General features: G+C 43.1%; 13 protein-coding genes and 3 rRNA genes. 6 read left to right on the top strand and 10 right to left on the bottom strand.

What is annotated here, in order from left to right; all coding sequences use genetic code 11:
- Nucleotides 1–1,045: 1,045 nt before the first annotated feature.
- The 3 genes from PCIT_RS15950 to rrf all read left to right on the top strand — a co-directional run bounded on the left by PCIT_RS15950 (nt 1,046) and on the right by rrf (nt 5,996).
- Nucleotides 1,046–2,585, top strand: a 16S ribosomal RNA gene (locus PCIT_RS15950).
- A gap of 268 nt (nt 2,586–2,853) precedes the next feature.
- Nucleotides 2,854–5,742, top strand: a 23S ribosomal RNA gene (locus PCIT_RS15945).
- 139 nt (nt 5,743–5,881) lie between these two features.
- Nucleotides 5,882–5,996: ribosomal RNA gene (rrf, locus tag PCIT_RS15940) — 5S ribosomal RNA — on the top strand.
- Together the 16S, 23S and 5S rRNA genes form the textbook arrangement of a ribosomal RNA operon.
- A 267-nt stretch (nt 5,997–6,263) precedes the next feature.
- Here the strand turns inward: rrf and glnG are convergent.
- The 4 genes from glnG to glnA form a co-directional block, all read right to left on the bottom strand.
- On the bottom strand, nt 6,264–7,658 hold the full coding sequence (gene glnG / locus PCIT_RS15935) for a nitrogen regulation protein NR(I) (RefSeq protein ID WP_010367127.1): 1,395 nt from the start codon (nt 7,656–7,658) through the stop codon (nt 6,264–6,266).
- 22 nt (nt 7,659–7,680) lie between these two features.
- Nucleotides 7,681–8,736 carry a nitrogen regulation protein NR(II) gene (gene glnL, locus PCIT_RS15930; RefSeq protein WP_010367125.1) on the bottom strand — a complete coding sequence of 352 codons (1,056 nt, stop codon included), beginning with the start codon at nt 8,734–8,736 and terminating at the stop codon, nt 7,681–7,683.
- Between the two features lie 105 nt (nt 8,737–8,841).
- Nucleotides 8,842–9,345, bottom strand: a complete 504-nt coding sequence (locus PCIT_RS15925; protein ID WP_010367123.1) for a DUF4124 domain-containing protein — start codon at nt 9,343–9,345, stop codon at nt 8,842–8,844.
- Nucleotides 9,346–9,460: 115 nt separating this feature from the next.
- The gene (glnA, locus tag PCIT_RS15920; protein ID WP_010367120.1) at nt 9,461–10,867 is read right to left on the bottom strand and encodes a glutamate--ammonia ligase; all 1,407 of its coding nucleotides are present in this window, start codon (nt 10,865–10,867) and stop codon (nt 9,461–9,463) included.
- A gap of 453 nt (nt 10,868–11,320) precedes the next feature.
- Here glnA and typA point away from each other — a divergent pair, with 453 nt between their 5' ends.
- The gene (gene typA / locus PCIT_RS15915; protein ID WP_010367118.1) at nt 11,321–13,144 is read left to right on the top strand and encodes a translational GTPase TypA; all 1,824 of its coding nucleotides are present in this window, start codon (nt 11,321–11,323) and stop codon (nt 13,142–13,144) included.
- Nucleotides 13,145–13,212: 68 nt separating this feature from the next.
- On the opposite strand, the gene PCIT_RS15910 is transcribed toward typA, so the two are convergent.
- From PCIT_RS15910 to PCIT_RS15890, 5 genes are all read right to left on the bottom strand, one after another.
- Complete coding sequence (locus tag PCIT_RS15910; RefSeq protein ID WP_010367115.1) at nt 13,213–14,061, bottom strand: CZB domain-containing protein; 849 nt, start codon at nt 14,059–14,061, stop codon at nt 13,213–13,215.
- 43 nt (nt 14,062–14,104) lie between these two features.
- Nucleotides 14,105–15,211: an ABC transporter substrate-binding protein gene (locus PCIT_RS15905; protein ID WP_010367113.1), complete on the bottom strand. Its 1,107-nt coding sequence runs from the start codon at nt 15,209–15,211 to the stop codon at nt 14,105–14,107.
- On the bottom strand, nt 15,183–17,270 hold the full coding sequence (locus PCIT_RS15900) for a tRNA(Met) cytidine acetyltransferase TmcA domain-containing protein (RefSeq protein WP_010367111.1): 2,088 nt from the start codon (nt 17,268–17,270) through the stop codon (nt 15,183–15,185). Before PCIT_RS15900 ends, PCIT_RS15905 begins: the two co-directional genes overlap by 29 nt.
- Nucleotides 17,248–19,413: a DNA helicase II gene (uvrD, locus tag PCIT_RS15895; RefSeq protein WP_010367109.1), complete on the bottom strand. Its 2,166-nt coding sequence runs from the start codon at nt 19,411–19,413 to the stop codon at nt 17,248–17,250. The genes PCIT_RS15900 and uvrD overlap by 23 nt, the downstream gene beginning before the upstream one ends.
- A gap of 148 nt (nt 19,414–19,561) precedes the next feature.
- Nucleotides 19,562–20,509: a chemotaxis protein CheV gene (locus PCIT_RS15890; protein ID WP_010367107.1), complete on the bottom strand. Its 948-nt coding sequence runs from the start codon at nt 20,507–20,509 to the stop codon at nt 19,562–19,564.
- A 185-nt stretch (nt 20,510–20,694) separates the two neighbouring features.
- Here PCIT_RS15890 and PCIT_RS15885 point away from each other — a divergent pair, with 185 nt between their 5' ends.
- The gene (locus tag PCIT_RS15885) at nt 20,695–21,756 is read left to right on the top strand and encodes a potassium channel family protein (RefSeq protein WP_040696501.1); all 1,062 of its coding nucleotides are present in this window, start codon (nt 20,695–20,697) and stop codon (nt 21,754–21,756) included.
- On the top strand, nt 21,753–21,956 hold the full coding sequence (locus PCIT_RS23155) for a hypothetical protein (RefSeq protein ID WP_010367103.1): 204 nt from the start codon (nt 21,753–21,755) through the stop codon (nt 21,954–21,956). The genes PCIT_RS15885 and PCIT_RS23155 overlap by 4 nt, the downstream gene beginning before the upstream one ends.
- Here PCIT_RS23155 and PCIT_RS15880 read toward each other — a convergent pair.
- Complete coding sequence (locus PCIT_RS15880; RefSeq protein ID WP_010367101.1) at nt 21,953–22,405, bottom strand: EVE domain-containing protein; 453 nt, start codon at nt 22,403–22,405, stop codon at nt 21,953–21,955. The two genes, PCIT_RS23155 and PCIT_RS15880, sit on opposite strands and share 4 nt — an antisense overlap.
- Nucleotides 22,406–22,410: the final 5 nt, after the last annotated feature.

Here is a 22,410-nt window from a genome sequence, read left to right as displayed (position 1 = left end):
TATTTATTTAGAGACAGCGCTTCACTTTGTAGTCCTCCTGACGAAGGTCAGGATCCAAAACACTCATGCTTGCCGTTGTTATTTTTACACATTTCTGTACTTCTAAAAGGAAGTGAAAACTATGGGCCTGAAAAAGGTCCAAAGAGGTGGGGTATTTATTTAGAGATTGCGCTTCACTTTTTAGTCTTCCTAACGCAGGTCTGGGTTCTTGTTGTAGTTAAAAACTAAGTTTCAGTGTTACTCCCCCAAAAATAGATCCTAAGTAAATTTTTATTGAGTGAAATCAGAATCGAATTTTGCAGAAAAAGATTTTATAGTACGAGTTTACTTAGCTTAATCTCGAACGATGCCGGTATAGTGCAGTAAAGATTGCGAATATAATATGATTAAACTCTTAATTTTAGGCTGTGGCTTATGTCTGTTTTGGAATTAATGATGATATTTTGAGAGGTAAATGACCTAAAGGGCTTTATTATTCATTGGTGATTGAGCTGACAGTTGTATTTTACTTATCAAAGTTATCGCAATTATACGTTTTGTTGATTGTTAATTAGTCAAAAAAAGACGTTTAGCTGTTTATTTGTGCGAACAGACAAAAAGTTTAAAAAAGTGCTTGAACAAATTAATGAACGCCCTATAATGCGACCCCACTGACACGGAGCAACACGCTGAAAAGCAAATTGAAACGAGTCAGCGTCAAGTAAAACTTAAATTTAAAAACTTTTAACTTTAAGTGTTGACAAAAAAATAGGAAAGCGTAACATGCGCAGCCCTAGCGAGATAAAGCAAAGCGCTTAATCTTCGCAATGTTCTTTAAAAATATGAAGCAATCATCTGTGTGGGCACTCGTACAGATTGAGTTCTAACAGCGAACCTTCTTTCTTAGATTGAAGGAGAGCAAAAAATTTAGAGTCTCAATTGATTTTCTCTTAGGAGAAACTGAGTGACCAACAGCAATAAATTTATTTATTGGTCAATTCGTTCTTGGCAACAAGAACAAAATCAGAATTCAATGAGCACGAAACTTCGGTTTCAACAAAACTTTTAATTGAAGAGTTTGATCATGGCTCAGATTGAACGCTGGCGGCAGGCCTAACACATGCAAGTCGAGCGGTAACAGAGATAGCTTGCTATCTGCTGACGAGCGGCGGACGGGTGAGTAATGCTTGGGAATATGCCTTTTGGTGGGGGACAACAGTTGGAAACGACTGCTAATACCGCATAACGTCTACGGACCAAAGTGGGGGACCTTCGGGCCTCACGCCAAGAGATTAGCCCAAGTGGGATTAGCTAGTTGGTAAGGTAATGGCTTACCAAGGCAACGATCCCTAGCTGGTTTGAGAGGATGATCAGCCACACTGGAACTGAGACACGGTCCAGACTCCTACGGGAGGCAGCAGTGGGGAATATTGCACAATGGGCGCAAGCCTGATGCAGCCATGCCGCGTGTGTGAAGAAGGCCTTCGGGTTGTAAAGCACTTTCAGTCAGGAGGAAAGGTTAGTAGTTAATAGCTGCTAGCTGTGACGTTACTGACAGAAGAAGCACCGGCTAACTCCGTGCCAGCAGCCGCGGTAATACGGAGGGTGCGAGCGTTAATCGGAATTACTGGGCGTAAAGCGTACGCAGGCGGTTTGTTAAGCGAGATGTGAAAGCCCCGGGCTCAACCTGGGAACTGCATTTCGAACTGGCAGACTAGAGTGTGATAGAGGGTGGTAGAATTTCAGGTGTAGCGGTGAAATGCGTAGAGATCTGAAGGAATACCGATGGCGAAGGCAGCCACCTGGGTCAACACTGACGCTCATGTACGAAAGCGTGGGGAGCAAACGGGATTAGATACCCCGGTAGTCCACGCCGTAAACGATGTCTACTAGAAGCTGGGGTCTTCGGACAACTTTTTCAAAGCTAACGCATTAAGTAGACCGCCTGGGGAGTACGGCCGCAAGGTTAAAACTCAAATGAATTGACGGGGGCCCGCACAAGCGGTGGAGCATGTGGTTTAATTCGATGCAACGCGAAGAACCTTACCTACACTTGACATACAGAGAACTTACCAGAGATGGTTTGGTGCCTTCGGGAACTCTGATACAGGTGCTGCATGGCTGTCGTCAGCTCGTGTTGTGAGATGTTGGGTTAAGTCCCGCAACGAGCGCAACCCCTATCCTTAGTTGCCAGCACATAATGGTGGGAACTCTAAGGAGACTGCCGGTGATAAACCGGAGGAAGGTGGGGACGACGTCAAGTCATCATGGCCCTTACGTGTAGGGCTACACACGTGCTACAATGGCGCATACAGAGTGCTGCGAGCCTGCGAAGGTTAGCGAATCACTTAAAGTGCGTCGTAGTCCGGATTGGAGTCTGCAACTCGACTCCATGAAGTCGGAATCGCTAGTAATCGCGGATCAGAATGCCGCGGTGAATACGTTCCCGGGCCTTGTACACACCGCCCGTCACACCATGGGAGTGGGTTGCTCCAGAAGTAGGTAGCTTAACCTTAGGGAGGGCGCTTACCACGGAGTGATTCATGACTGGGGTGAAGTCGTAACAAGGTAGCCCTAGGGGAACCTGGGGCTGGATCACCTCCTTATACGATTTAGAACTTATTTGTTCGTAGTGTCCACACAGATGATTGTTAGTTAGTTTTATCCTAAGGGATTAACTAATTAATATTGCTCTTTAAAAATTTGGAAAAGCTGATAAATAAATTCTTATAGATATTCGTATCTATAAAGAGTTTTCAAAAGTAAAACAATGCCAATTAATCAATGATTAATTAGCATCTACTTTAGTATTCAATATTAACTTCTGGCGAAGTTTAAACTGTCTTTGACGATACAAACCATTTTGGGTTGTATGGTTAAGTGACTAAGCGTATACGGTGGATGCCTTGGCAGTTGGAGGCGATGAAGGACGTACTAACTTGCGATAAGCCTAGTTGAGCCAGTAAGAGGCGCTTGAGACTAGGATTTCCGAATGGGGAAACCCACCTGCTTTGCAGGTATCATATGGTGAATACATAGCCATATGAGGCGAACGCGGAGAACTGAAACATCTAAGTACCCGTAGGAAAAGAAATCAACCGAGATTCCGAAAGTAGCGGCGAGCGAAATCGGAACAGCCCTTAAGCTGTTTTGTAATTAGTGGAAGGCTCTGGAAAGTGCCACGATACAGGGTGATAGTCCCGTACACAAAAATTTATAAGCAGTGAAATCGAGTAGGTCGGAGCACGTGAAACTTTGACTGAATATAGGTGGACCATCATCTAAGGCTAAATACTCCCAACTGACCGATAGTGAACCAGTACCGTGAGGGAAAGGCGAAAAGAACCCCTGTGAGGGGAGTGAAATAGAACCTGAAACCGTATACGTACAAGCAGTAGGAGCATACTAGTTATGTGACTGCGTACCTTTTGTATAATGGGTCAGCGACTTATATTCTGTAGCGAGGTTAACCGATTAGGGTAGCCGTAGCGAAAGCGAGTCTTAACTGGGCGCTTAGTTGCAGGGTATAGACCCGAAACCCGGTGATCTAGCCATGGGCAGGTTGAAGGTTGAGTAACATCAACTGGAGGACCGAACCCACTAACGTTGAAAAGTTAGGGGATGACCTGTGGCTAGGAGTGAAAGGCTAATCAAACCGGGAGATAGCTGGTTCTCCCCGAAATCTATTTAGGTAGAGCCTCGGACGAATACTTACGGGGGTAGAGCACTGTTAAGGCTAGGGGGTCATCCCGACTTACCAACCCTTTGCAAACTCCGAATACCGTAAAGTACTATCCGGGAGACACACGGTGGGTGCTAACGTCCATCGTGAAGAGGGAAACAACCCAGACCGCCAGCTAAGGTCCCAAAGTATATGTTAAGTGGGAAACGATGTGGGAAGGCTAAAACAGCTAGGAGGTTGGCTTAGAAGCAGCCACCCTTTAAAGAAAGCGTAATAGCTCACTAGTCGAGTCGGCCTGCGCGGAAGATGTAACGGGGCTAAACATATCACCGAAGCTGCGGATTCAATCATTAGATTGAGTGGTAGGGGAGCGTTCTGTAAGCGGTTGAAGGTGTACCGGGAGGTATGCTGGACGTATCAGAAGTGCGAATGCTGACATGAGTAACGATAATGCGGGTGAAAAACCCGCACGCCGGAAGACCAAGGGTTCCTATCCCATGTTAATCAGGGTAGGGTAAGTCGACCCCTAAGGCGAGGCTGAAGAGCGTAGTCGATGGGAAACGGGTTAATATTCCCGTACTTGGAATAATTGCGATGGGGGGACGGAGCAGGCTAAGCAAGCATGGCGTTGGTTGTCCATGTGAAAGTGAGTAGGCTAATGACTTAGGTAAATCCGGGTCGTTGTTAGGCTGAGACACGAGACGAGCTACTACGGTAGTGAAGTTGCTGATGCCTTACTTCCAGGAAAAGCCTCTAAGCTTCAGATTATTTCGAATCGTACCCCAAACCGACACAGGTGGTCAGGTAGAGAATACTAAGGCGCTTGAGAGAACTCGGGTGAAGGAACTAGGCAAAATTGTACCGTAACTTCGGGAGAAGGTACGCTCTTGATTGTGATGGGATTTACTCCTTAAGCGATTGAGAGCCGCAGTGACCAGGTGGCTGGGACTGTTTATTAAAAACACAGCACTGTGCAAAATCGTAAGATGACGTATACGGTGTGACACCTGCCCGGTGCCGGAAGGTTAATTGATGGGGTTAGACTTAGGTCGAAGCTCTTGATCGAAGCCCCGGTAAACGGCGGCCGTAACTATAACGGTCCTAAGGTAGCGAAATTCCTTGTCGGGTAAGTTCCGACCTGCACGAATGGTGTAACCATGGCCACGCTGTCTCCACCCGAGACTCAGTGAAATTGAAATCGCAGTGAAGATGCTGTGTACCCGCGGCTAGACGGAAAGACCCCGTGAACCTTTACTACAGCTTGGCACTGAACATTGAACCTACATGTGTAGGATAGGTGGGAGACTTTGAAGCACAGTCGCTAGATTGTGTGGAGTCAACCTTGAAATACCACCCTTGTAGTTTTGATGTTCTAACGTAGGTCCCTGATCGGGATTGCGGACAGTGCCTGGTGGGTAGTTTGACTGGGGCGGTCTCCTCCCAAAGAGTAACGGAGGAGCACGAAGGTTGGCTAAGTACGGTCGGACATCGTACGGTTAGTGTAATGGTAGAAGCCAGCTTAACTGCGAGACAGACACGTCGAGCAGGTACGAAAGTAGGTCATAGTGATCCGGTGGTTCTGAATGGAAGGGCCATCGCTCAACGGATAAAAGGTACTCCGGGGATAACAGGCTGATACCGCCCAAGAGTTCATATCGACGGCGGTGTTTGGCACCTCGATGTCGGCTCATCACATCCTGGGGCTGAAGTCGGTCCCAAGGGTATGGCTGTTCGCCATTTAAAGTGGTACGCGAGCTGGGTTTAGAACGTCGTGAGACAGTTCGGTCCCTATCTGCCGTGGGCGTTTGAGAATTGAGAGGGGTTGCTCCTAGTACGAGAGGACCGGAGTGAACGAACCGCTGGTGTTCGGGTTGTCATGCCAATGGCATTGCCCGGTAGCTACGTTCGGAACTGATAAGCGCTGAAAGCATCTAAGCGCGAAGCAGGCCTCGAGATGAGTTCTCACTAGAGCTATAAGCTCTCTGAAGGGCCGTTGGAGACTACAACGTTGATAGGCTGGGTGTGGAAGCATAGTGATATGTTAAGCTAACCAGTACTAATTACCCGTGAGGCTTAACCATACAACGCCAAAGTGGTTTAAGCGACAGAAGTTAGTGTTACTAAAGTAGCGTTTTACAAGAATTAGTTATAGATTGATTAATATTTATCAGAATTCCAGATTTAGTTGGCTTGCGATAGCGAGTTAACACACCAGATTTGCTTGGTGACAATAGCGTTTTGGACCCACCTGACCCCATGCCGAACTCAGAAGTGAAACGAAACAGCGTCGATGATAGTGTGGCAGTTGCCATGTGAAAGTAGAACATTGCCAGGCATTAAATTAGAGAAACCCGTTGCAGAAATGTGACGGGTTTTTTGCATTTGGGGTTTAGGAACAGGAGTTGGGGAAAGCTGCTTAGGGAAAAGGGTTAGAGAAAGCTTAGAGTAAAACCCTATGGACCCTGAAACCAGTTCAGGGAGACGAACACGAAGACAAAAGGGTAAAGCTGAGAGCTGTATGAACTCACACCGTTGTCTTCCTGACGCAGGTCAGGATCCATAAAAGGGCAGTGATAGAGGAAGACATTGAGTTTAGCTAATCTCAAGCTTGAATATCACGCTCTTTCAACTTTCGGGTGAGCGTATTACGACCCCACCCAATTTTTAATGCGGCATCCTGCTTGTGCCCATTACAGGCAGTAAGTGCTGTTTTGATCAAGCGGCTTTCAAGTTGCGCTTGAATATCTGGCCAGATGTTCTCTTTCCCTTGCTTAAGTTCTTGATTGAGCCAGTTTTGAAAAGCATCTAACCAATCCCCTTCATTGGCGTGTGAACTTGGAACTTGGGATAGCTCTTCAGGCAGCTCTTGAGGGTTAACAGTTTGACTTGGTGCCATCACAGTGAGCCAGCGACAGGTATTTTGTAATTGACGAACGTTGCCTGGCCAATGATAAAGCTGCATGGCCTTTATTGAGTCTGCTGTCAGCGTTTTTGTTTCAACTTGAAGTTCTTCAGCGCTGGCGGATAAAAAGTGATGTGCTAGTGCTTCTATATCTTCAGGTCTTTCTTTAAGTGCTGGTAGTCTGAGGCGAACTACATTGAGGCGATGGAACAAGTCTTCTCTAAATTGACCTTGCTTTACTAAGGCCTCTAAATTTTGATGAGTTGCAGCAATAATTCGCACATCAACACTGACACTATGGTGCCCGCCAACACGGTAAAACTCTCCATCAGCTAATACTCGCAGTAATCTAGTTTGCACATCTAGCGGCATGTCGCCTATTTCATCTAAAAATAGCGTGCCACCGTTTGCTTGTTCAAAGCGACCTCTTCGGACACTGTCTGCCCCAGTAAATGCGCCTTTTTCGTGACCAAACAGTTCAGACTCAACTAGGTCCTTTGGTATTGCAGCCATATTCAATGCGATAAAGGTATTGTCTTTTCGTGGGCTATGATTGTGCAAGGCTCCAGCCACCAGTTCTTTGCCGGTACCTGATTCTCCATTAATTAATACGCTCATGCTGGACATGGACAGCTTTCCTATGGCCCTAAATACTTCCTGCATTGCCGGTGCTTCACCGATAATATCTGGGGTATCTTTTGACGCTTTTACCCGCTTGGTTTTTTTTGCCTGAGCATTTGCTTGATATGCGCGCTCCACTAAGTCTGCTGCATCGTTTAAATCAAATGGTTTGGCCAAATATTCAAAAGCACCTTTTTGAAAAGCGTTGACGGCAGAGTCTAAATCAGAATGGGCGGTCATGATAATTACAGGTAGGTTTGGATGAGTCTGAGTAATTTCTTCGAGCAATGCCATTCCATCTAATCCAGGCATACGAACATCTGAAATCAGAACTGACGGCTGACTATAAGACAGAGCGGTAAGTACGTCTTGGCCATTTGAGAAGCTTTCGGTGCTAAACCCTGCTCGAGAGAGTGCTTTATCGAGTACAAATCGAATAGAGGCATCATCATCAACTAACCATACTGTTTTCATTTAGTGCTCCGTACCCGCTTAATCAAAACGGTAAGTAAATATTAAATTCTGTGTGCCCTTGCCAGCTGTCGCAATCAATCATACCTTCATGTTGCTCAATCAAAGTTTGCGCAATAGATAGCCCCAACCCTGAGCCACCATCTTTATTTGTGATCATTGGAAAAAAGAGCGTTTCTTTGAGCTCATCTGCTATACCTGGTCCATTATCGGTAATTTGAATAAGGAGCGCTTTTTTCATTAATCGTTCACCACGTCGTAGTCGATGTTTGATACGTGTTGTGAGTGTGATCTTTCCACCTTTTATCAAAGCCTGTTGAGCATTGCGAACAATGTTCAAAACGACTTGTTGAATTTTTGCTTGGTCGATTGATATATCAGGTATGCTTGGGTCATAATCTTTAACTACTTTTATATTATGTTCATTGTCTAACATACTCAGCTTTATCACAGACTCCAAAGTCTGATGAATATTACAAGACGCTTTGTGCAATAGCTGATTTGGTCCGAGCAATCGGTCTACCAATTCAGTTAATCGATCTGCTTGTTCAATTATTAACTCGGCACATTGATCTCTTTCACTTTGACACCCTTCGTATTGCAATAATTGCGCCGCCCCTCTAATTCCACCCAGAGGGTTTTTAATTTCATGTGCTAAGCCTCGGATCAAAGTACGGGCTGCATGATATTGATGTAATTGATTGGATGCTTGATCAAAGCGCAATTCGTCATCAATTCTGCGACACTCTAACAAAATATAGGGCATATTTTTTTGTTGAATACGGCGAGCATGAAGGTTCAAAGTAGCAGCACGGTTATCGATGAAGACTACGTCTACTCTATGCTGCTGACAATCTACGCCGTCGAGTAGTACATATTGATTGAATCGTTCAATGTTAATATTATGGTGACTGAATGTGCCACTAAGTGGTTGCCCGATCAAACGCTTTATCCCTAAACCAAATAACTCACTGCAGCTATTATTTGCATAATGGATCATAAACTTTTCATCAAGAACCAGAACAGAAGTTGCTAAATTATGCCATAAGGTTGGGAGTAAGCTTTCTGCAGAATGTACCATAATGGGTCGCCTATAATTGCTATTGCACCATATTGGTGCGCAACCAGCATAGCACTGTTATTATTCTTTTTCCTAGTCAGTTATGATACCAAGCATAGTGACTTTTTAGTTACCAACGCTTTTACGATGTAGAAAAAAAGTCGTAGAGTCGCTTTGAGCGAGAGTTTTCCCCTGTGCGTTGTAAAGTTTGAGGACTAAAGTGTGCTCTCCCCTTGGTACATTATTGATTACAAATGTGGTACTGGTCTGCATGGGTCCCGTTGCTTTTCCATCTAAAGTTAATTGTACTTTTAATCCGTTCGTAAAGCTTGGCTCGATTTGACCTGTAACATAAATAGTACCGGTGTTTTCTCTGAGGGTTTGTTCGTTATTCGGCGAGGTAATACTTGCCGTATAGCTTGTGGCTTGTTGCTGAATTTTCGTATCAAATATTTTTGTATCAACGGCAGGCATCGTCATTGATTTATTTAATTGTACTTCTTGTGCACCTTTACGTGGCACATCTGAAAACACCCAGTTGCCATTATCGTCTTTCCAACGATATACCTTAGAATCAGCCGAGCTTGCACAGCTAATGAAAACTAAACACCCTATTATAATGAGACGCATGGACTTCTTGCCGGAGTAAAAAATATTCCCTATTACTCTAGACCTTTGTATCTTTATTTTCCATAAAAAAGCCCGCTTTAGCGGGCTTTAGAACACATATGATTTAAAAGCGCAATTAAACGCTGTAGTACATTTCAAACTCAACTGGGTGAGTTGTCATGTTCAGTTTTTCCACTTCTTGTGACTTAAGCGCAATATAAGCGTCAATAAGGTCATGAGTGAATACGCCACCTTGTACTAAGAACTCGCGATCTGCGTCTAGGCTTGACAATGCTTCGTCAAATGATGCCGCTACAGTTGGAATTTCAGCCGCTTCTTCAGCTGGTAGGTCGTATAAATCTTTATCCATTGCATCACCAGGGTGGATCTTATTCTTGATCCCGTCAAGGCCGGCCATAAGCATTGCTGAGAAAGCAAGGTATGGGTTAGCTGTTGGGTCAGGGAAACGAACTTCAATACGGCGTGCGCGTTCTGTTGGTACAACAGGGATACGAATAGATGCTGAGCGGTTACGTGCAGAATATGCAAGCATAACTGGCGCTTCAAAGCCTGGAACTAAACGCTTGTATGAGTTGGTTGATGCATTAGCAAACGCATTGATTGCTTTTGCATGCTTGATGATACCACCAATGTAGTAAAGGGCATCTTCAGATAAACCACCGTACTTGTCGCCTGCAAATAAGTTTTTACCATCTTTAGCAAGGGATTGGTGACAGTGCATACCTGAACCATTATCGCCAACAACAGGCTTAGGCATGAAGGTTGCTGTTTTACCGTACAAATGCGCCATGTTATGAATAACATACTTCATTTCTTGAATTTCATCCGCTTTCAATACCATAGTATTAAAGCGTGTTGCGATTTCGTTCTGTCCAGCAGTGGCTACTTCATGGTGGTGTGCTTCTACGACTTGGCCTAGTTCTTCAAGTACTAGACATGTCGCGCTACGCCAATCTTGGAAGTCATCAACAGGGGCAACTGGGAAGTAACCACCTTTAACGCCTGGGCGGTGACCAGTGTTGCCACCTTCATAGTCTTTATCTGAATTCCAAGCTGCTTGCTTAGAATCAATTTTATACATAGAGCCTGACATATCAGTTTTGTATTTTACATCGTCAAACACAAAAAACTCAGGCTCTGGACCAAACAAGACAGTGTCAGCAATGCCTGTTGAGCGCATGTACTCTTCAGCGCGTTTTGCTACAGAGCGAGGATCACGCTCATACCCTTGTAATGTTGCTGGCTCTACAACATCACAACGTACAATCATTGTAGTTTCTTCAGCAAATGGGTCTAATTTAACAGAAGCCGCATCAGGCATCAGTACCATGTCAGATTCATTAATACCTTTCCAACCGGCAATTGATGAACCATCGAACATTTTGCCTTCTTCGAAGAAGTCTTCATCGGCTTGGTGATGAGGAATAGAAACGTGTTGCTCTTTGCCTTTAGTATCTGTAAAGCGTAAGTCTACAAATTTAACATCATTTTCTTTTATAAAATCTAAAACCGATTGTGACATGTGTCCTCCGACTCGTGGGTTATATTTTTGTGCAGCATATTGATGCGCTATTGATAAAGTATAAGCGTGATCTATGCCAATTATCTAATTTATTGATATGAATAACAAAATAAATATTTCAATACATTTAAAGTTAAATGTTGCACCACTGTGGTGCGTAATTGTTTTGTAATGGTGCGCACTAGAATCGAATGCGCTAGTGTGGTGCATAATGAAATAAGCTTAGTGGGGTTTATCTGTTGTGCAATTTATTACTCTGAAAATCCACGAAAAAACACACTGACTTTATAAAGTCACAAAATTTATGTTGGATAAACTTTCATCCATGGCCGGAATAAGGGATAATGTGCGCCGTTTAATTCCTATATTGGGACATCTCTGGCGCGCCAACATTTAGTGAAATCGCGTAGATCGACTAGGATCACTGAGATTCAACTTTCTCTGAGTAATAATATGAGCATCGAAAAGTTAAGAAATATTGCGATTATCGCACACGTTGACCACGGTAAAACAACCCTAGTTGATAAGTTGCTAGAGCAATCAGGCACACTAGAAACACGCGGCGGTAACGAAGAGCGTGTAATGGATTCAAATGATATCGAAAAAGAACGCGGTATCACAATCCTTGCAAAAAATACTGCGATTGAGTGGAATGATTACCACATCAATATCGTAGATACTCCAGGACACGCCGATTTTGGTGGTGAGGTAGAACGTGTACTTTCAATGGTAGATTCAGTTCTTCTATTAGTAGACGCGCAAGAAGGTCCAATGCCGCAAACGCGTTTCGTAACGCAAAAAGCATTCGCATTAGGTCTTAAGCCAATCGTTGTTATCAACAAGATCGATAAGCCTGGAGCACGACCTGATTGGGTTATGGATCAGGTATTTGATTTATTTGACAACCTAGGTGCGACTGACGAACAGCTAGACTTCCAAGTTATCTACGCATCAGCTATCAATGGTTGGGCGACATTAGACCTTGATAATGAATCAGATAACATGCAACCGATGTTTGAAGCGATTGTAGAGCAAGTTGAAGCGCCAGATGCTGATCCAGCAGGTGACTTCCAAATGCAGATCTCTCAGCTAGATTACAATTCATATATTGGTGTTATCGGTGTAGGTCGTATTAAGCGTGGTTCTGTTAAGCCTAATCAGCAAGTAACAATCGTGGGTGCTGATGGCACAACGCGCAATGGCAAAGTTGGCCAAGTAATGAGTTACTTAGGTCTTGACCGTCATGAAGCTGCTGAAGCACAAGCGGGCGACATTATCGCAATCACAGGTCTTGGTGAGCTGAAAATTTCAGACACTATCTGTGATGTTAATGCTGTAGAAGCGTTACCAGCATTGTCAGTTGATGAACCAACTGTAACAATGACTTTCTCTGTAAACACTTCACCATTTGCAGGACAAGAAGGTAAGTTTGTTACTTCACGTAACATCCTAGAGCGTCTTGAAAATGAATTAGTTCACAACGTAGCATTACGTGTTGAAGAAACTGAAAACCCAGATAGCTTCCGAGTATCTGGCCGTGGTGAATTACACCTAGGTATCTTGATCGAAAACATGCGTCGTGAAGGTTATGAGCTGGCAGTTTCTCGTCCAGAAGTAATTCTTCGTGAAGTAGATGGTCAGTTAGAAGAACCGTTTGAAACAGTAACTATCGATGTTCAAGATGAGCACCAAGGTTCTATCATGGAACAACTTGGTCTTCGTAAAGCTGAAATGACGGATATGGCACCAGATGGTAAAGGCCGCGTTCGTATGGACTTCATGATGCCTTCACGTGGTCTAATCGGTTTCCAAACTGATTTCATGACACTGACATCAGGTTCTGGCTTAATGTACCACACGTTTGACCACTACGGCCCATACAAAGGCGGTACTATTGGTAAGCGTAAGAATGGTGTATTGATTGCGAATGCAACAGGTAAAGCCCTAACTAACGCATTATTCAACCTACAAGAACGTGGTAAGTTGTTTATTGGACACGGTGTAGAAGTTTATGAAGGTATGGTTATCGGTATTCATAGCCGTGATAACGACCTGACTGTTAACGCACTTAAAGGTAAGCAGCTAACAAACGTTCGTGCATCTGGTACTGATGAAGCACAAACACTTGTACCACCAATCAGAATGTCTCTTGAGCAAGCGCTTGAGTTCATCGATGATGATGAGCTAGTAGAAGTAACGCCTGAGAATATCCGTATTCGTAAAAAGTTATTGACAGAAAGTGAGCGTAAGCGCGCTGGTCGTCAAATTAAAGACTAATACAGACCGTATACGTTAAAAACGCCGCTCTTTGAGCGGCGTTTTTTTATGTGATACAAACCCACAGATTAAAATAAGCCGTAGCTTTCAGTTTCTTCTGGTTCATAGTCTTGTAGGTGGTCTGGTCTAAATATCGCACTGGGATCAATCACAACGCTGTGTGTGTCACCCCGTTTAATGAGTCCTCGCATCATTTTTTTAGTCTGTGAATCTATTTCAAAGCCCACGTTTGTCAATTCACTTAACGACTTGATTTCACTCTCTTCACAGTGAATGTTATCTTCAACTTGGTCCACCAACAACCCGATATGTGGCTGTTGCCCATCTTGTGTTGTAAATACGATGATTGGTTTATGATCTAATGAAATTTGCTCCCTAGCAGATTCAAATAAGCGAATAAGCTTCATATAAGTTGTTGATTTTTCTTTTGCTAACAACCGCTTTGCTTCTTCTACATTATCATCATGATACAGTGCAAAGATTTTATCTGGTAAGGAATGCAATTGGGTATGCGGTTTATCAAAGCGCGCGAGTATGGCTTTTAAGTCTTCATTGTCTGTTTTAAAGTGATAAAGCCACTTACCAAACTCACAATGTTTGGCATCTCTCGTTCCGCTAAACACAGAGCCATTGTTTACGCTTTGCTCTAGTGCTTGAAACCAAGATTTTTGCTCTTGCTCATGCTCCATCAATAAATCAATGAGTGCACGATTTATATCATGGGAAGATTGATTATTAAGAATAAGACCCAAATCGAAAATAGGCGTCGGAGCGCCCATGTAGTCTTTGACACCTAAAAAACTAGGGTTGCCGTTAGGTAGCGAGGTTAGGTTCCCTTCATAACGTTCAGTGAGCAAAATATCCAATATCTTTAGGGATATGGTCTTTTGTCCAACTCGAAAGTTTATTAAATCCATGTTCGCCTCTTAAAAATTATAATTATCTTTTAAGAATAGAACATTATGACGAATATGAGCGGAAAACCGGTAATTTCTTTTTATCGGTATTCAAGTTAAATAGTTCTTTTAAATCAGTGTCATGCTCTAGCATCAAAGACAGTTTATCAAGTATACATTGATCATCAAAATTCACAGGGCATTGCTGAGCTGCTTTACTAAATACAAGAGCATTTAAATACCCTTCAAACAGGACGTGATCAATTGTAATGTTTGGGTGGGCTGCGGTATGCACTCTAAACTCTTTGCATAATCGCGATGAGCAATTAAAGGGATCAGGAACAACTTCAGTGATCATCAATAGTTGCGATGACTTTATACGGGCAAGCAGTTCATTACTGGAGGCGAATGACACACTGGTATAATCGGCTTTAACTCCTTTTAATTGTGCTCGATTAATCAATTTTGCTAAAGGTTTGTATGTACCAATGAGTGCAACCGCTGTAGCCCGTGATGCTTTTATTTTTCGTAAGGCTTTATCTACGTTACTCGAATTGCGACGAAAACGGGTGATCACCGAAGGGCTAAGGCCTTTATTTGCTAATAGCTGTGTCAGGCTTTTTTCTAATGTGATCCCAAACTCATCAGCCTGAATAAATAAAGCGATATTGGTGTGCTTTCGTTCGTTGACTAGGTAATTAATTTGTTCTGCAGCTTCATCAAAATAACTCGCTCTTAAATTAAATACTTTAATTGCACGGTTGTTACGTAAAAAATCGGCACCGGAGAATGGCATAAGTAAAGAAGTTTGACTGTGTTCTAACAAGGGTCGTATTGCTGAGATTGTTGGGGTGCCCATAAAGCTAAATAAAGCATCGACTTTTTTTTCATAAATAAAGTAGCGAGTGTTATTCACGGTTCGGCTAGGCTCATACCCATCATCTAATACCAAAAGGTCTACTTTGGCACCTTTTATTCCACCATTTTGGTTAAGCTGTTCAAAATAAATATTTGCACCGGCTTTGAGTTGACTGCCGATGGCCTGCGCAGGACCGCTCAAAGCAGTAGACATCCCTAACTTAATATCTGCGGGAGCTTGTGCGAAACAATAGGTGTGTAGTATCAGATAACAGAGAGCTACTTTACTCGCTTTTAATAGAGATCCGTGCATAAAGTTCTTTCACCAAAGCTTGCAATGCAATATTAAACTGCTTTTTTGAGTGCAGCGACAGTGTTTGCTGGACCCATTCCTTAGTATTATTTTGTAATAATAGACTAATAGCTAACTGTTGGGAAATACGCGGTAAGTCTGATAGCAGTGTGGGGTGTGTTGTGATCACTTGCCAGATCATCGGTGAATATTGTTCGAGATTGGTATTTTTAGTCACGATAAAGCGAAACTGCGTAAGTAATGCGTCAGAGAGCGGTTTTGCTTTGAACTTTAGAATTATTTTGAGTATCAAGGAGCACGGCAAATCACGATAATGATTCATTAGCTGATAGTAAAATGCTTTTTCAAAGTCACTTTGCAAAGACTGTTGCTGGCACTGCAAAGCGGATTGGCTCTTGATGACCATTGCAGCATATTGCCCGCTTGACTTGTCTTTTTTGAAGCCTAATTTAACCAACTGATAGCCATTATTTTGCCAAAATTGGAGTAATTGAGAGTCGCAGCCAAAACTGCTGCCAAAGTAGTCAACTGTGTTGTTGAGCTGCTGCTCCGTATAATTTAATAACTGAGTACCTAATTGGCGTTTTTGTCGCTGTGGTGCAATGGCTATTCTGACGATTCGTGCGCAACGAGCGGATAAAAAAGCCATTTGCCCCTGAACCTGAAATAGCTGTTGGGGCAGCAAATGCCCTTGTGGCCGACGAGTCCCTTGGCTGATAGCACTTTGTATGGTTTCTTCTAACTGGCCTTCAATATTGACTAGGCATATCCCTAATATAGTGCTTTGTTGCATTACGGCAAATAGTCGTTGGCTGGGGCTATCAAGTAACTGCCTAAAGTCGTTTACTGTAGTTTGATAATGCGCGGTCACCAGCAGAGCAAAGGTTTGCTGTAGTAAAGATTCGTCTAGTTCAAGTTGTGGAGCTGTCAACTCAGTAAAGTGAATGCTATTCAATGTAGCGATAGCATCAGTCTGGTAGTGACTGTCTAAGGCAAATAAACGATTTACCGCAAATTCTAACGGATCACTGTGATTGTATCTGAGTGGCTGTGTGAGCGTAAGTTGCGTATAGGTTGTATATTTCTTTGATAGATAATCAGCAAACTTGAGTGTATACCCTCGGCCATTTCCTTCATAACCAACCAAAGTACTGGAGAAAATACACTGTGAAGCGCGTTGCTCGATAGCGACCAAAGTCGGTACTGGTAAGGTGGCGGCTTCATCGATTAACACGACTGTGTCATCTAGTGGCATAGTTAATACTTGATCGGGTGGCACATAGTGCAGATTCGCTAATTGCTTTTCATGTCCATTGTATTCTACCCCTAGCTCTAGGGCTAAATGCTTAAAGGCATTTTTTATTGCTCGGTACTGTATTGTGCAAATAACGAACTGTTGTTCAGGCATGCTGGCAGCCAACAAGCCCAGTGTTGCAGACTTTCCCCTACCTCTATCTGCACTGAGTAAGCTTGGTGAAGTAGAGCCTTTTTGTAATTGTGTACGCAGTGTTGATATAACATGCTCTTGTGTTTGGCAGGCAGTGTTTGCGTGGTTGTCTTGGGCTGCTGGTATATTAAGGTTCGCACCATACTTTTGAGAAAGTACACTGATGGGTAAACTCGGAATAAGTCTCTGCCAGCGCTTTAAAAACAGACTGCGATTAGCGTTATGGCCACAGGAAAGATATTTTTTTATCGCGGGGTCTATCCAGCTATCGAGTTGTGATAATTCAGGAAGGATGAGTATTAATAGCCCGCCTGCTTTTATGGTTCCGCTGAGCGCAGCAAGTTTATTTGGCGTGATCCCACAGTAACCATCATAAAGCGCTACTGAGAATTCCTGGCCCAATATTTCATGTATATGTTCAGGCCACTGAGCGCTTTTTAGGTTGCTATGCTGCGATAAAGCTAAAGCCTGCTCAGAAGTAGAGCTAATAAGCTGGGTGTATTGGGAAATCGCCCAGTTATGGTCGCCACATAGAATAAGCAACTGGCGATGATGGTTTTTTGCCAGTTGCGTTATAAGGGGCGTTAAATCACATGGCTTGAAGGCGTGCATATGCCGTGACTAACCACTTACTACCAACATCATCAAAATTTACTTGAATACGAGATTGCGCACCACTGCCTTCGTAATTTAAAACGGTTCCCGCACCAAATTTTGCATGTAACACCCGCTGGCCAAGAGTATAACCACTGTCTTCAAATACCGCATGAGTAACCGAAGGGCTAAATCTGCCTGTTGCGGCTGGGCGTGATACCTGCGTTTTAATTCGAATTTCTTCTACGCAGTCATCAGGTAATTCACGTAGAAAGCGTGATGGACTATGATGTTTTTCTTGTCCGTAGAGCCTACGACTTTCAGCATGGCTGATGTACAGCTTTTCCATTGCTCGGGTCATACCGACATAACACAGTCGACGCTCTTCTTCTAACCGTCCTGATTCTTCATGACTTTGCTGAGAAGGAAACATGCCTTCTTCGACGCCAACCATGAACACAAGTGGAAACTCAAGCCCTTTGGCGGAGTGCAAGGTCATCATTTGCACGGCATCTTCATGCTCGTCGGCTTGACCTTCACCAGACTCAAGGGAGGTGTAGGCTAAAAAGCCTTGTAATGGAGAACTAAAATCTTCGTCAATCGGTAGGTCATATTGACCACAGGCACTGATCAATTCTTCTAAGTTTTCGACGCGCGCACGGCCCTTTTCGCCTTTTTCAGCTTGATACATGGCCATAAGGCCTGATTGATCAATTGTCAGCTTTGCTTGCTCGGCAAGCTCCAGCTCAGTAATGTTGTCGTCTAATTGTTCCACAAGCTCAATGAATCGGCTAATGGCTGTTGCAGCTCTACCTGCTAAGTGTTTTTCTTCTATTACAGCTTTGGCGGCATACCACAACGGCATAGACTCATTGCGTGCACAATCACGGATATGGCTTAGCGTTTTATCGCCAATACCCCGTGCGGGCGTATTAATAACACGCTCAAAAGCGGCATCATCTTGTCGGTTACTGATGAGCCTTAAATAAGCCAGTGCATCTTTTATTTCTTGTCGCTCGAAGAAGCGCATACCGCCATAAATACGGTATTTTAAGCCTTCTTGTAATAATGCTTCCTCAAGTACCCGAGATTGTGCGTTGTTTCGATATAAAATGGCACAGTGCTCTAACAGGTTTCCTGCGTTTAGCCAGCTGCGTATTTTGCTGGCAGTAAAGCGCGATTCATCGAGTTCATTAAATGCGGCATAAATGGAAATCGGCTCTCCTTCTGTGCCTTCTGTCCATAAGCTCTTACCCATACGATCCGAGTTATTTTCTATCAGGGCATTTGAGGCTTTGAGTATCGTGGCGGTCGAGCGATAGTTCTGCTCAAGACGTATAGTTTCTGCATCAAAATCAATGACAAAGCGTTTTATATTTTCAATTTTAGCGCCTCGCCAGCCGTAAATACTCTGATCGTCATCACCGACAATCATCATGGTATTCTCAGTGCCAGCTAATAGCTTTAACCATTGATATTGAATACTATTGGTATCTTGAAATTCGTCCACAAGCATGTAACGAAAGCGCTGCTGGTAATGTTGCAATAAAGTGGGGTTGTGCTGCAGTAATTCATAGCAGCGCAGAAGTATTTCAGCAAAATCGACTAACCCGGCGCGATCACAGGCTTCTTGATAGGCAGTATAAACTTTGAGTAGTAGTTGCTCGTTGATATCATAGGCTTGAATATCTTTAGGACGTGCCCCTTCATCTTTTTTGGCGCTGATATACCAAGCTATTTGTTTCGCTGGCCACTTTTTCTCGTCAATATTCATTGCTTTAAGTAAGCGACGGATCATACGAACTTGGTCGTCTGTATCTAGTATTTGAAAAGATTCAGGTAAATTGGCATCACGATAGTGTGCGCGCAAAATCCGATGTGACAAACCATGGAAGGTACCGATCCACATACCACCAACTGATGATTTGATGGTTTCCTCGACGCGAGAGCGCATTTCTTTGGCTGCTTTATTGGTAAATGTGACCGCAAAAATACTATAGGGTGATGCATGTTCGACTTGCATTAACCAAGCAATACGATGTACCAGCACCCGTGTTTTACCTGAGCCAGCGCCAGCCAAAACCAACATATTTTGCAGTGGAGCGGCTACAGCCTCGCGCTGTTTATCGTTTAACCCATCGATTAATTCAGAAACGTCCATCATCACGCCTGTTATAGAAAATGAGCGCAAAGTATACCTTTGTGTACTTCGGATGCCCAGTTTAGTTCGATGTTTTGGCGTCTGAAATTATTTAAATCATTGATCGTATTTAAAAAATTAATTACACATACACTGTATAAACAGCCAGTTATTTGGCCGGTAAAACATCTTTTAAACGATTTTGCACTTCCTGAACAAGTAAATCCGGCTGGAACTTAGATAAAAACGCATTACATCCGACCTTTTCAACCATTGCTTGGTTAAAGCTGCCGCTCAAGGAAGTGTTTAAAACCACATATAAATCTTTTAAACGGGGGTCGTTACGAATTTCATAAGTGAGCCGATAGCCATCCATCACTGGCATCTCAGCATCGGTGATCACGGCGAGTAGCTCTTTATTTACATCCACGCCTTCATCAGCCCAGTTGGTAAGTAGATTTAATGCTTCTTGTCCGTCGGTTGCTGGGATGATTTCAATACCAAGCTGAGCCAGTGTATCGGCCACCTGCCGGCGTGCGGTAGGGGAATCATCAGCATGTAATATTTTGCGACCTTTAAAGTCTTCTCTGATTGACTCATCTAATATATTGTCAGAAATACCAATATCATATTCGATTATCTCTGCCAGTACTTTTTCTACGTCAATAATTTCTACAATGTGCTCTATATCATCACGGGTGACTTTAGTCAGAGCAGTGAGATAATGGTTTTTACCAACAGAGCTTGGTGTTGGCATGATGTCAGACCAAGTGGTGTTTACGATCTGGTCTACTTTACCCACTAAAAACGCTTGAATGGAGCGGTTATATTCGGTGATAACTAAGTTACAATCGACATCTCTTTCACATTCGGGCATACAAATGGCTTGTCGTAAATCAATGACGGGAATAGATTCACCACGAATGGTTGTCACGCCACACACTTTGGGGTGTGCGTTAGGCATAATATTTAAGTGTGGTAGTTTAACAACCTCTTTGACTTTAAATACATTGAGCGCGAATAAATGGCGGCTATGTAAATGAAACAGCAACAGTTCAAGACGGTTCTCACCGACTAGTTGCGTTCTTTGATCTACAGATGCTAATACACCAGCCATTAAATTAACCTATTTTCATCGTGCAATTTCATATTTTAGTATACCCAAGTTATTTCAAATTACGAGCCTATCGAAAAGTTTCCATTATTCAATGGTATCTATATGACCTGCACATGAATTTGAGCTGAGGTTTTCAAAATTAGACAAATCAAGTAATGTAACGACATATTTATTTTAGTCTCTTTATTATGATTATTTTTAAACGCTTAGTGGTTTTATTACGTGCTCATGTTGATAGAGCAAGTTGGCGCTTGTTATGTTTGATTACCTCACTGCATATGGGATTAGTGTGGGGTTTGTTAGTGCTTGCTAATGAGGAAGCGCTTTTACCCGCTAATGTATTTTTTTACTATTACATAATTACGACCTCAACTGTAGGATACGGGGACTTTAGTGCAACAACGGATTTTGGACGGTGGGTTGTTGCACTCATACAAATCCCATTTGGTTTAGGGTTATTTGGCGTCTTGCTAGGCAAAGCAGGGCAAATGGCAACTTTTTGGATAAAACGAGCAATGACTGGCGACAAAGATTACTATCATTTACGCAATCACATTATTATTTTTGGTTGGCACCCGATAAGAACAAAAAAAATAATTGATTATATCTTGGCTGATACTAAGCGCGATAATCGTCGTATTGTACTGGCTGTGACAGATACGATTGAGCACCCATTAATGAGTTACCCTGACGTTCACTTTGCACGTTTAACCAGTTTTACAGAAGATGAGCAATTATCAAGAATTGCCATTGCCAGTGCCGATAAAGTCATCATTGATGGTCAAGATGATGATCAAACATTTACCACGGCACTTAAACTGAGTCCGATGATTAAAGTAGATGCACATATTAGCGCGCATTTTCAAGATGAAAGTAAAGTGTCATTGTTGCGCTCACATTGTAAAAATGTCGAGTGTTCATCAGCAAAGTCGGCTGAAATATTAGTGCGTGCGATGCAGGACCCTGGTTCGAGTCGCGTACAAGAAGAATTACTGTCGAGCTTACATGGTGACACGCAGTTTAGTTTACAGTTACCACTGGGTGTAAAAGAGTATCAATTTGGAGAGTTATTTCCTTACTTTAAGGCACATCATAATGCTATTTTGCTTGGTGTGGCCGATGATAAAAGTGCGCAAAACTTAGATTTGAACCCGCCGTTAGATTATAAGATTTGTGCAGGGGATGTATTACACTACATAGCGCCAAGTCGTGTGTTAGCCAAAGAGGTGCTCTGGCAGGCAATATGACCTATGAACTCCTGCTTTTAGTAGGTGCTATCTGTGCCTACTTGATCCCTATTGGATTGGTTTCTGGGAGTCGTAGAACACATAAACATGAAAAGAATGGATGGCTCATTGGGACTTTATTCTTTTCATGGTTAGCGTTACTGATGTATTTTTCGATAGTTCCAAAGCAAGGTATGAGGCCTAAACGCAAAAAACCTTAACCTAGCGCCATTAGTAATTCCCACTCCAGCTCGTTGACGGGCATAATAGATAAGCGATTTGCTTTTTTAAGGGCAAGCTCGGTGATGTCATCATTGGCTTTAATAGCAGCCAGTGTAATGGGTTTTAGATGTTGTTGATATTGTATGGTGACACCGACCCATCTTGGTAAATCAGTAGTGGCTTTGGCGTCGTAGTAGTCACTACTCATATCGAATTGGTATGGATCGGCTTCAGCAGCATGAGTAACAATGGCAACCCCGACAATCGCCGGCGTTTTGCAGCTGGAGTGATATATAAATACTTGGTCACCCACCTTAACGTGGTCACGTAAAAAGTTTCGCGCTTGGTAGTTTCTGATCCCTTCCCAAAACGTACTTTGCTGTGGCGCATTTTTTAAATCATCTATCGAAAATGCATCTGGTTCTGTTTTAAATAACCAATAGGCCATGGTAA

The organism is Pseudoalteromonas citrea, assembly GCF_000238375.3.
Lineage (GTDB): Bacteria > Pseudomonadota > Gammaproteobacteria > Enterobacterales > Alteromonadaceae > Pseudoalteromonas > Pseudoalteromonas citrea.
Note: the sequence above shows the minus strand (reverse complement) of the source record. Positions and strands in the feature narration are given on the sequence as shown.

Excerpts from the sequence above, each read along its gene's own strand:
- glnG (WP_010367127.1), bottom strand. The coding sequence starts at position 7,658 with ATGAAAACAGTATGGTTAGTTGATGATGATGCCTCTATTCGATTTGTA.
- glnL (WP_010367125.1), bottom strand. The coding sequence starts at position 8,736 with ATGGTACATTCTGCAGAAAGCTTACTCCCAACCTTATGGCATAATTTA.
- PCIT_RS15925 (WP_010367123.1), bottom strand. The coding sequence starts at position 9,345 with ATGCGTCTCATTATAATAGGGTGTTTAGTTTTCATTAGCTGTGCAAGC.
- glnA (WP_010367120.1), bottom strand. The coding sequence starts at position 10,867 with ATGTCACAATCGGTTTTAGATTTTATAAAAGAAAATGATGTTAAATTT.
- typA (WP_010367118.1), top strand. The coding sequence starts at position 11,321 with ATGAGCATCGAAAAGTTAAGAAATATTGCGATTATCGCACACGTTGAC.
- PCIT_RS15910 (WP_010367115.1), bottom strand. The coding sequence starts at position 14,061 with ATGGATTTAATAAACTTTCGAGTTGGACAAAAGACCATATCCCTAAAG.
- PCIT_RS15905 (WP_010367113.1), bottom strand. The coding sequence starts at position 15,211 with ATGCACGGATCTCTATTAAAAGCGAGTAAAGTAGCTCTCTGTTATCTG.
- PCIT_RS15900 (WP_010367111.1), bottom strand. The coding sequence starts at position 17,270 with ATGCACGCCTTCAAGCCATGTGATTTAACGCCCCTTATAACGCAACTG.
- uvrD (WP_010367109.1), bottom strand. The coding sequence starts at position 19,413 with ATGGACGTTTCTGAATTAATCGATGGGTTAAACGATAAACAGCGCGAG.
- PCIT_RS15890 (WP_010367107.1), bottom strand. The coding sequence starts at position 20,509 with ATGGCTGGTGTATTAGCATCTGTAGATCAAAGAACGCAACTAGTCGGT.
- PCIT_RS23155 (WP_010367103.1), top strand. The coding sequence starts at position 21,753 with ATGACCTATGAACTCCTGCTTTTAGTAGGTGCTATCTGTGCCTACTTG.
- PCIT_RS15880 (WP_010367101.1), bottom strand. The coding sequence starts at position 22,405 with ATGGCCTATTGGTTATTTAAAACAGAACCAGATGCATTTTCGATAGAT.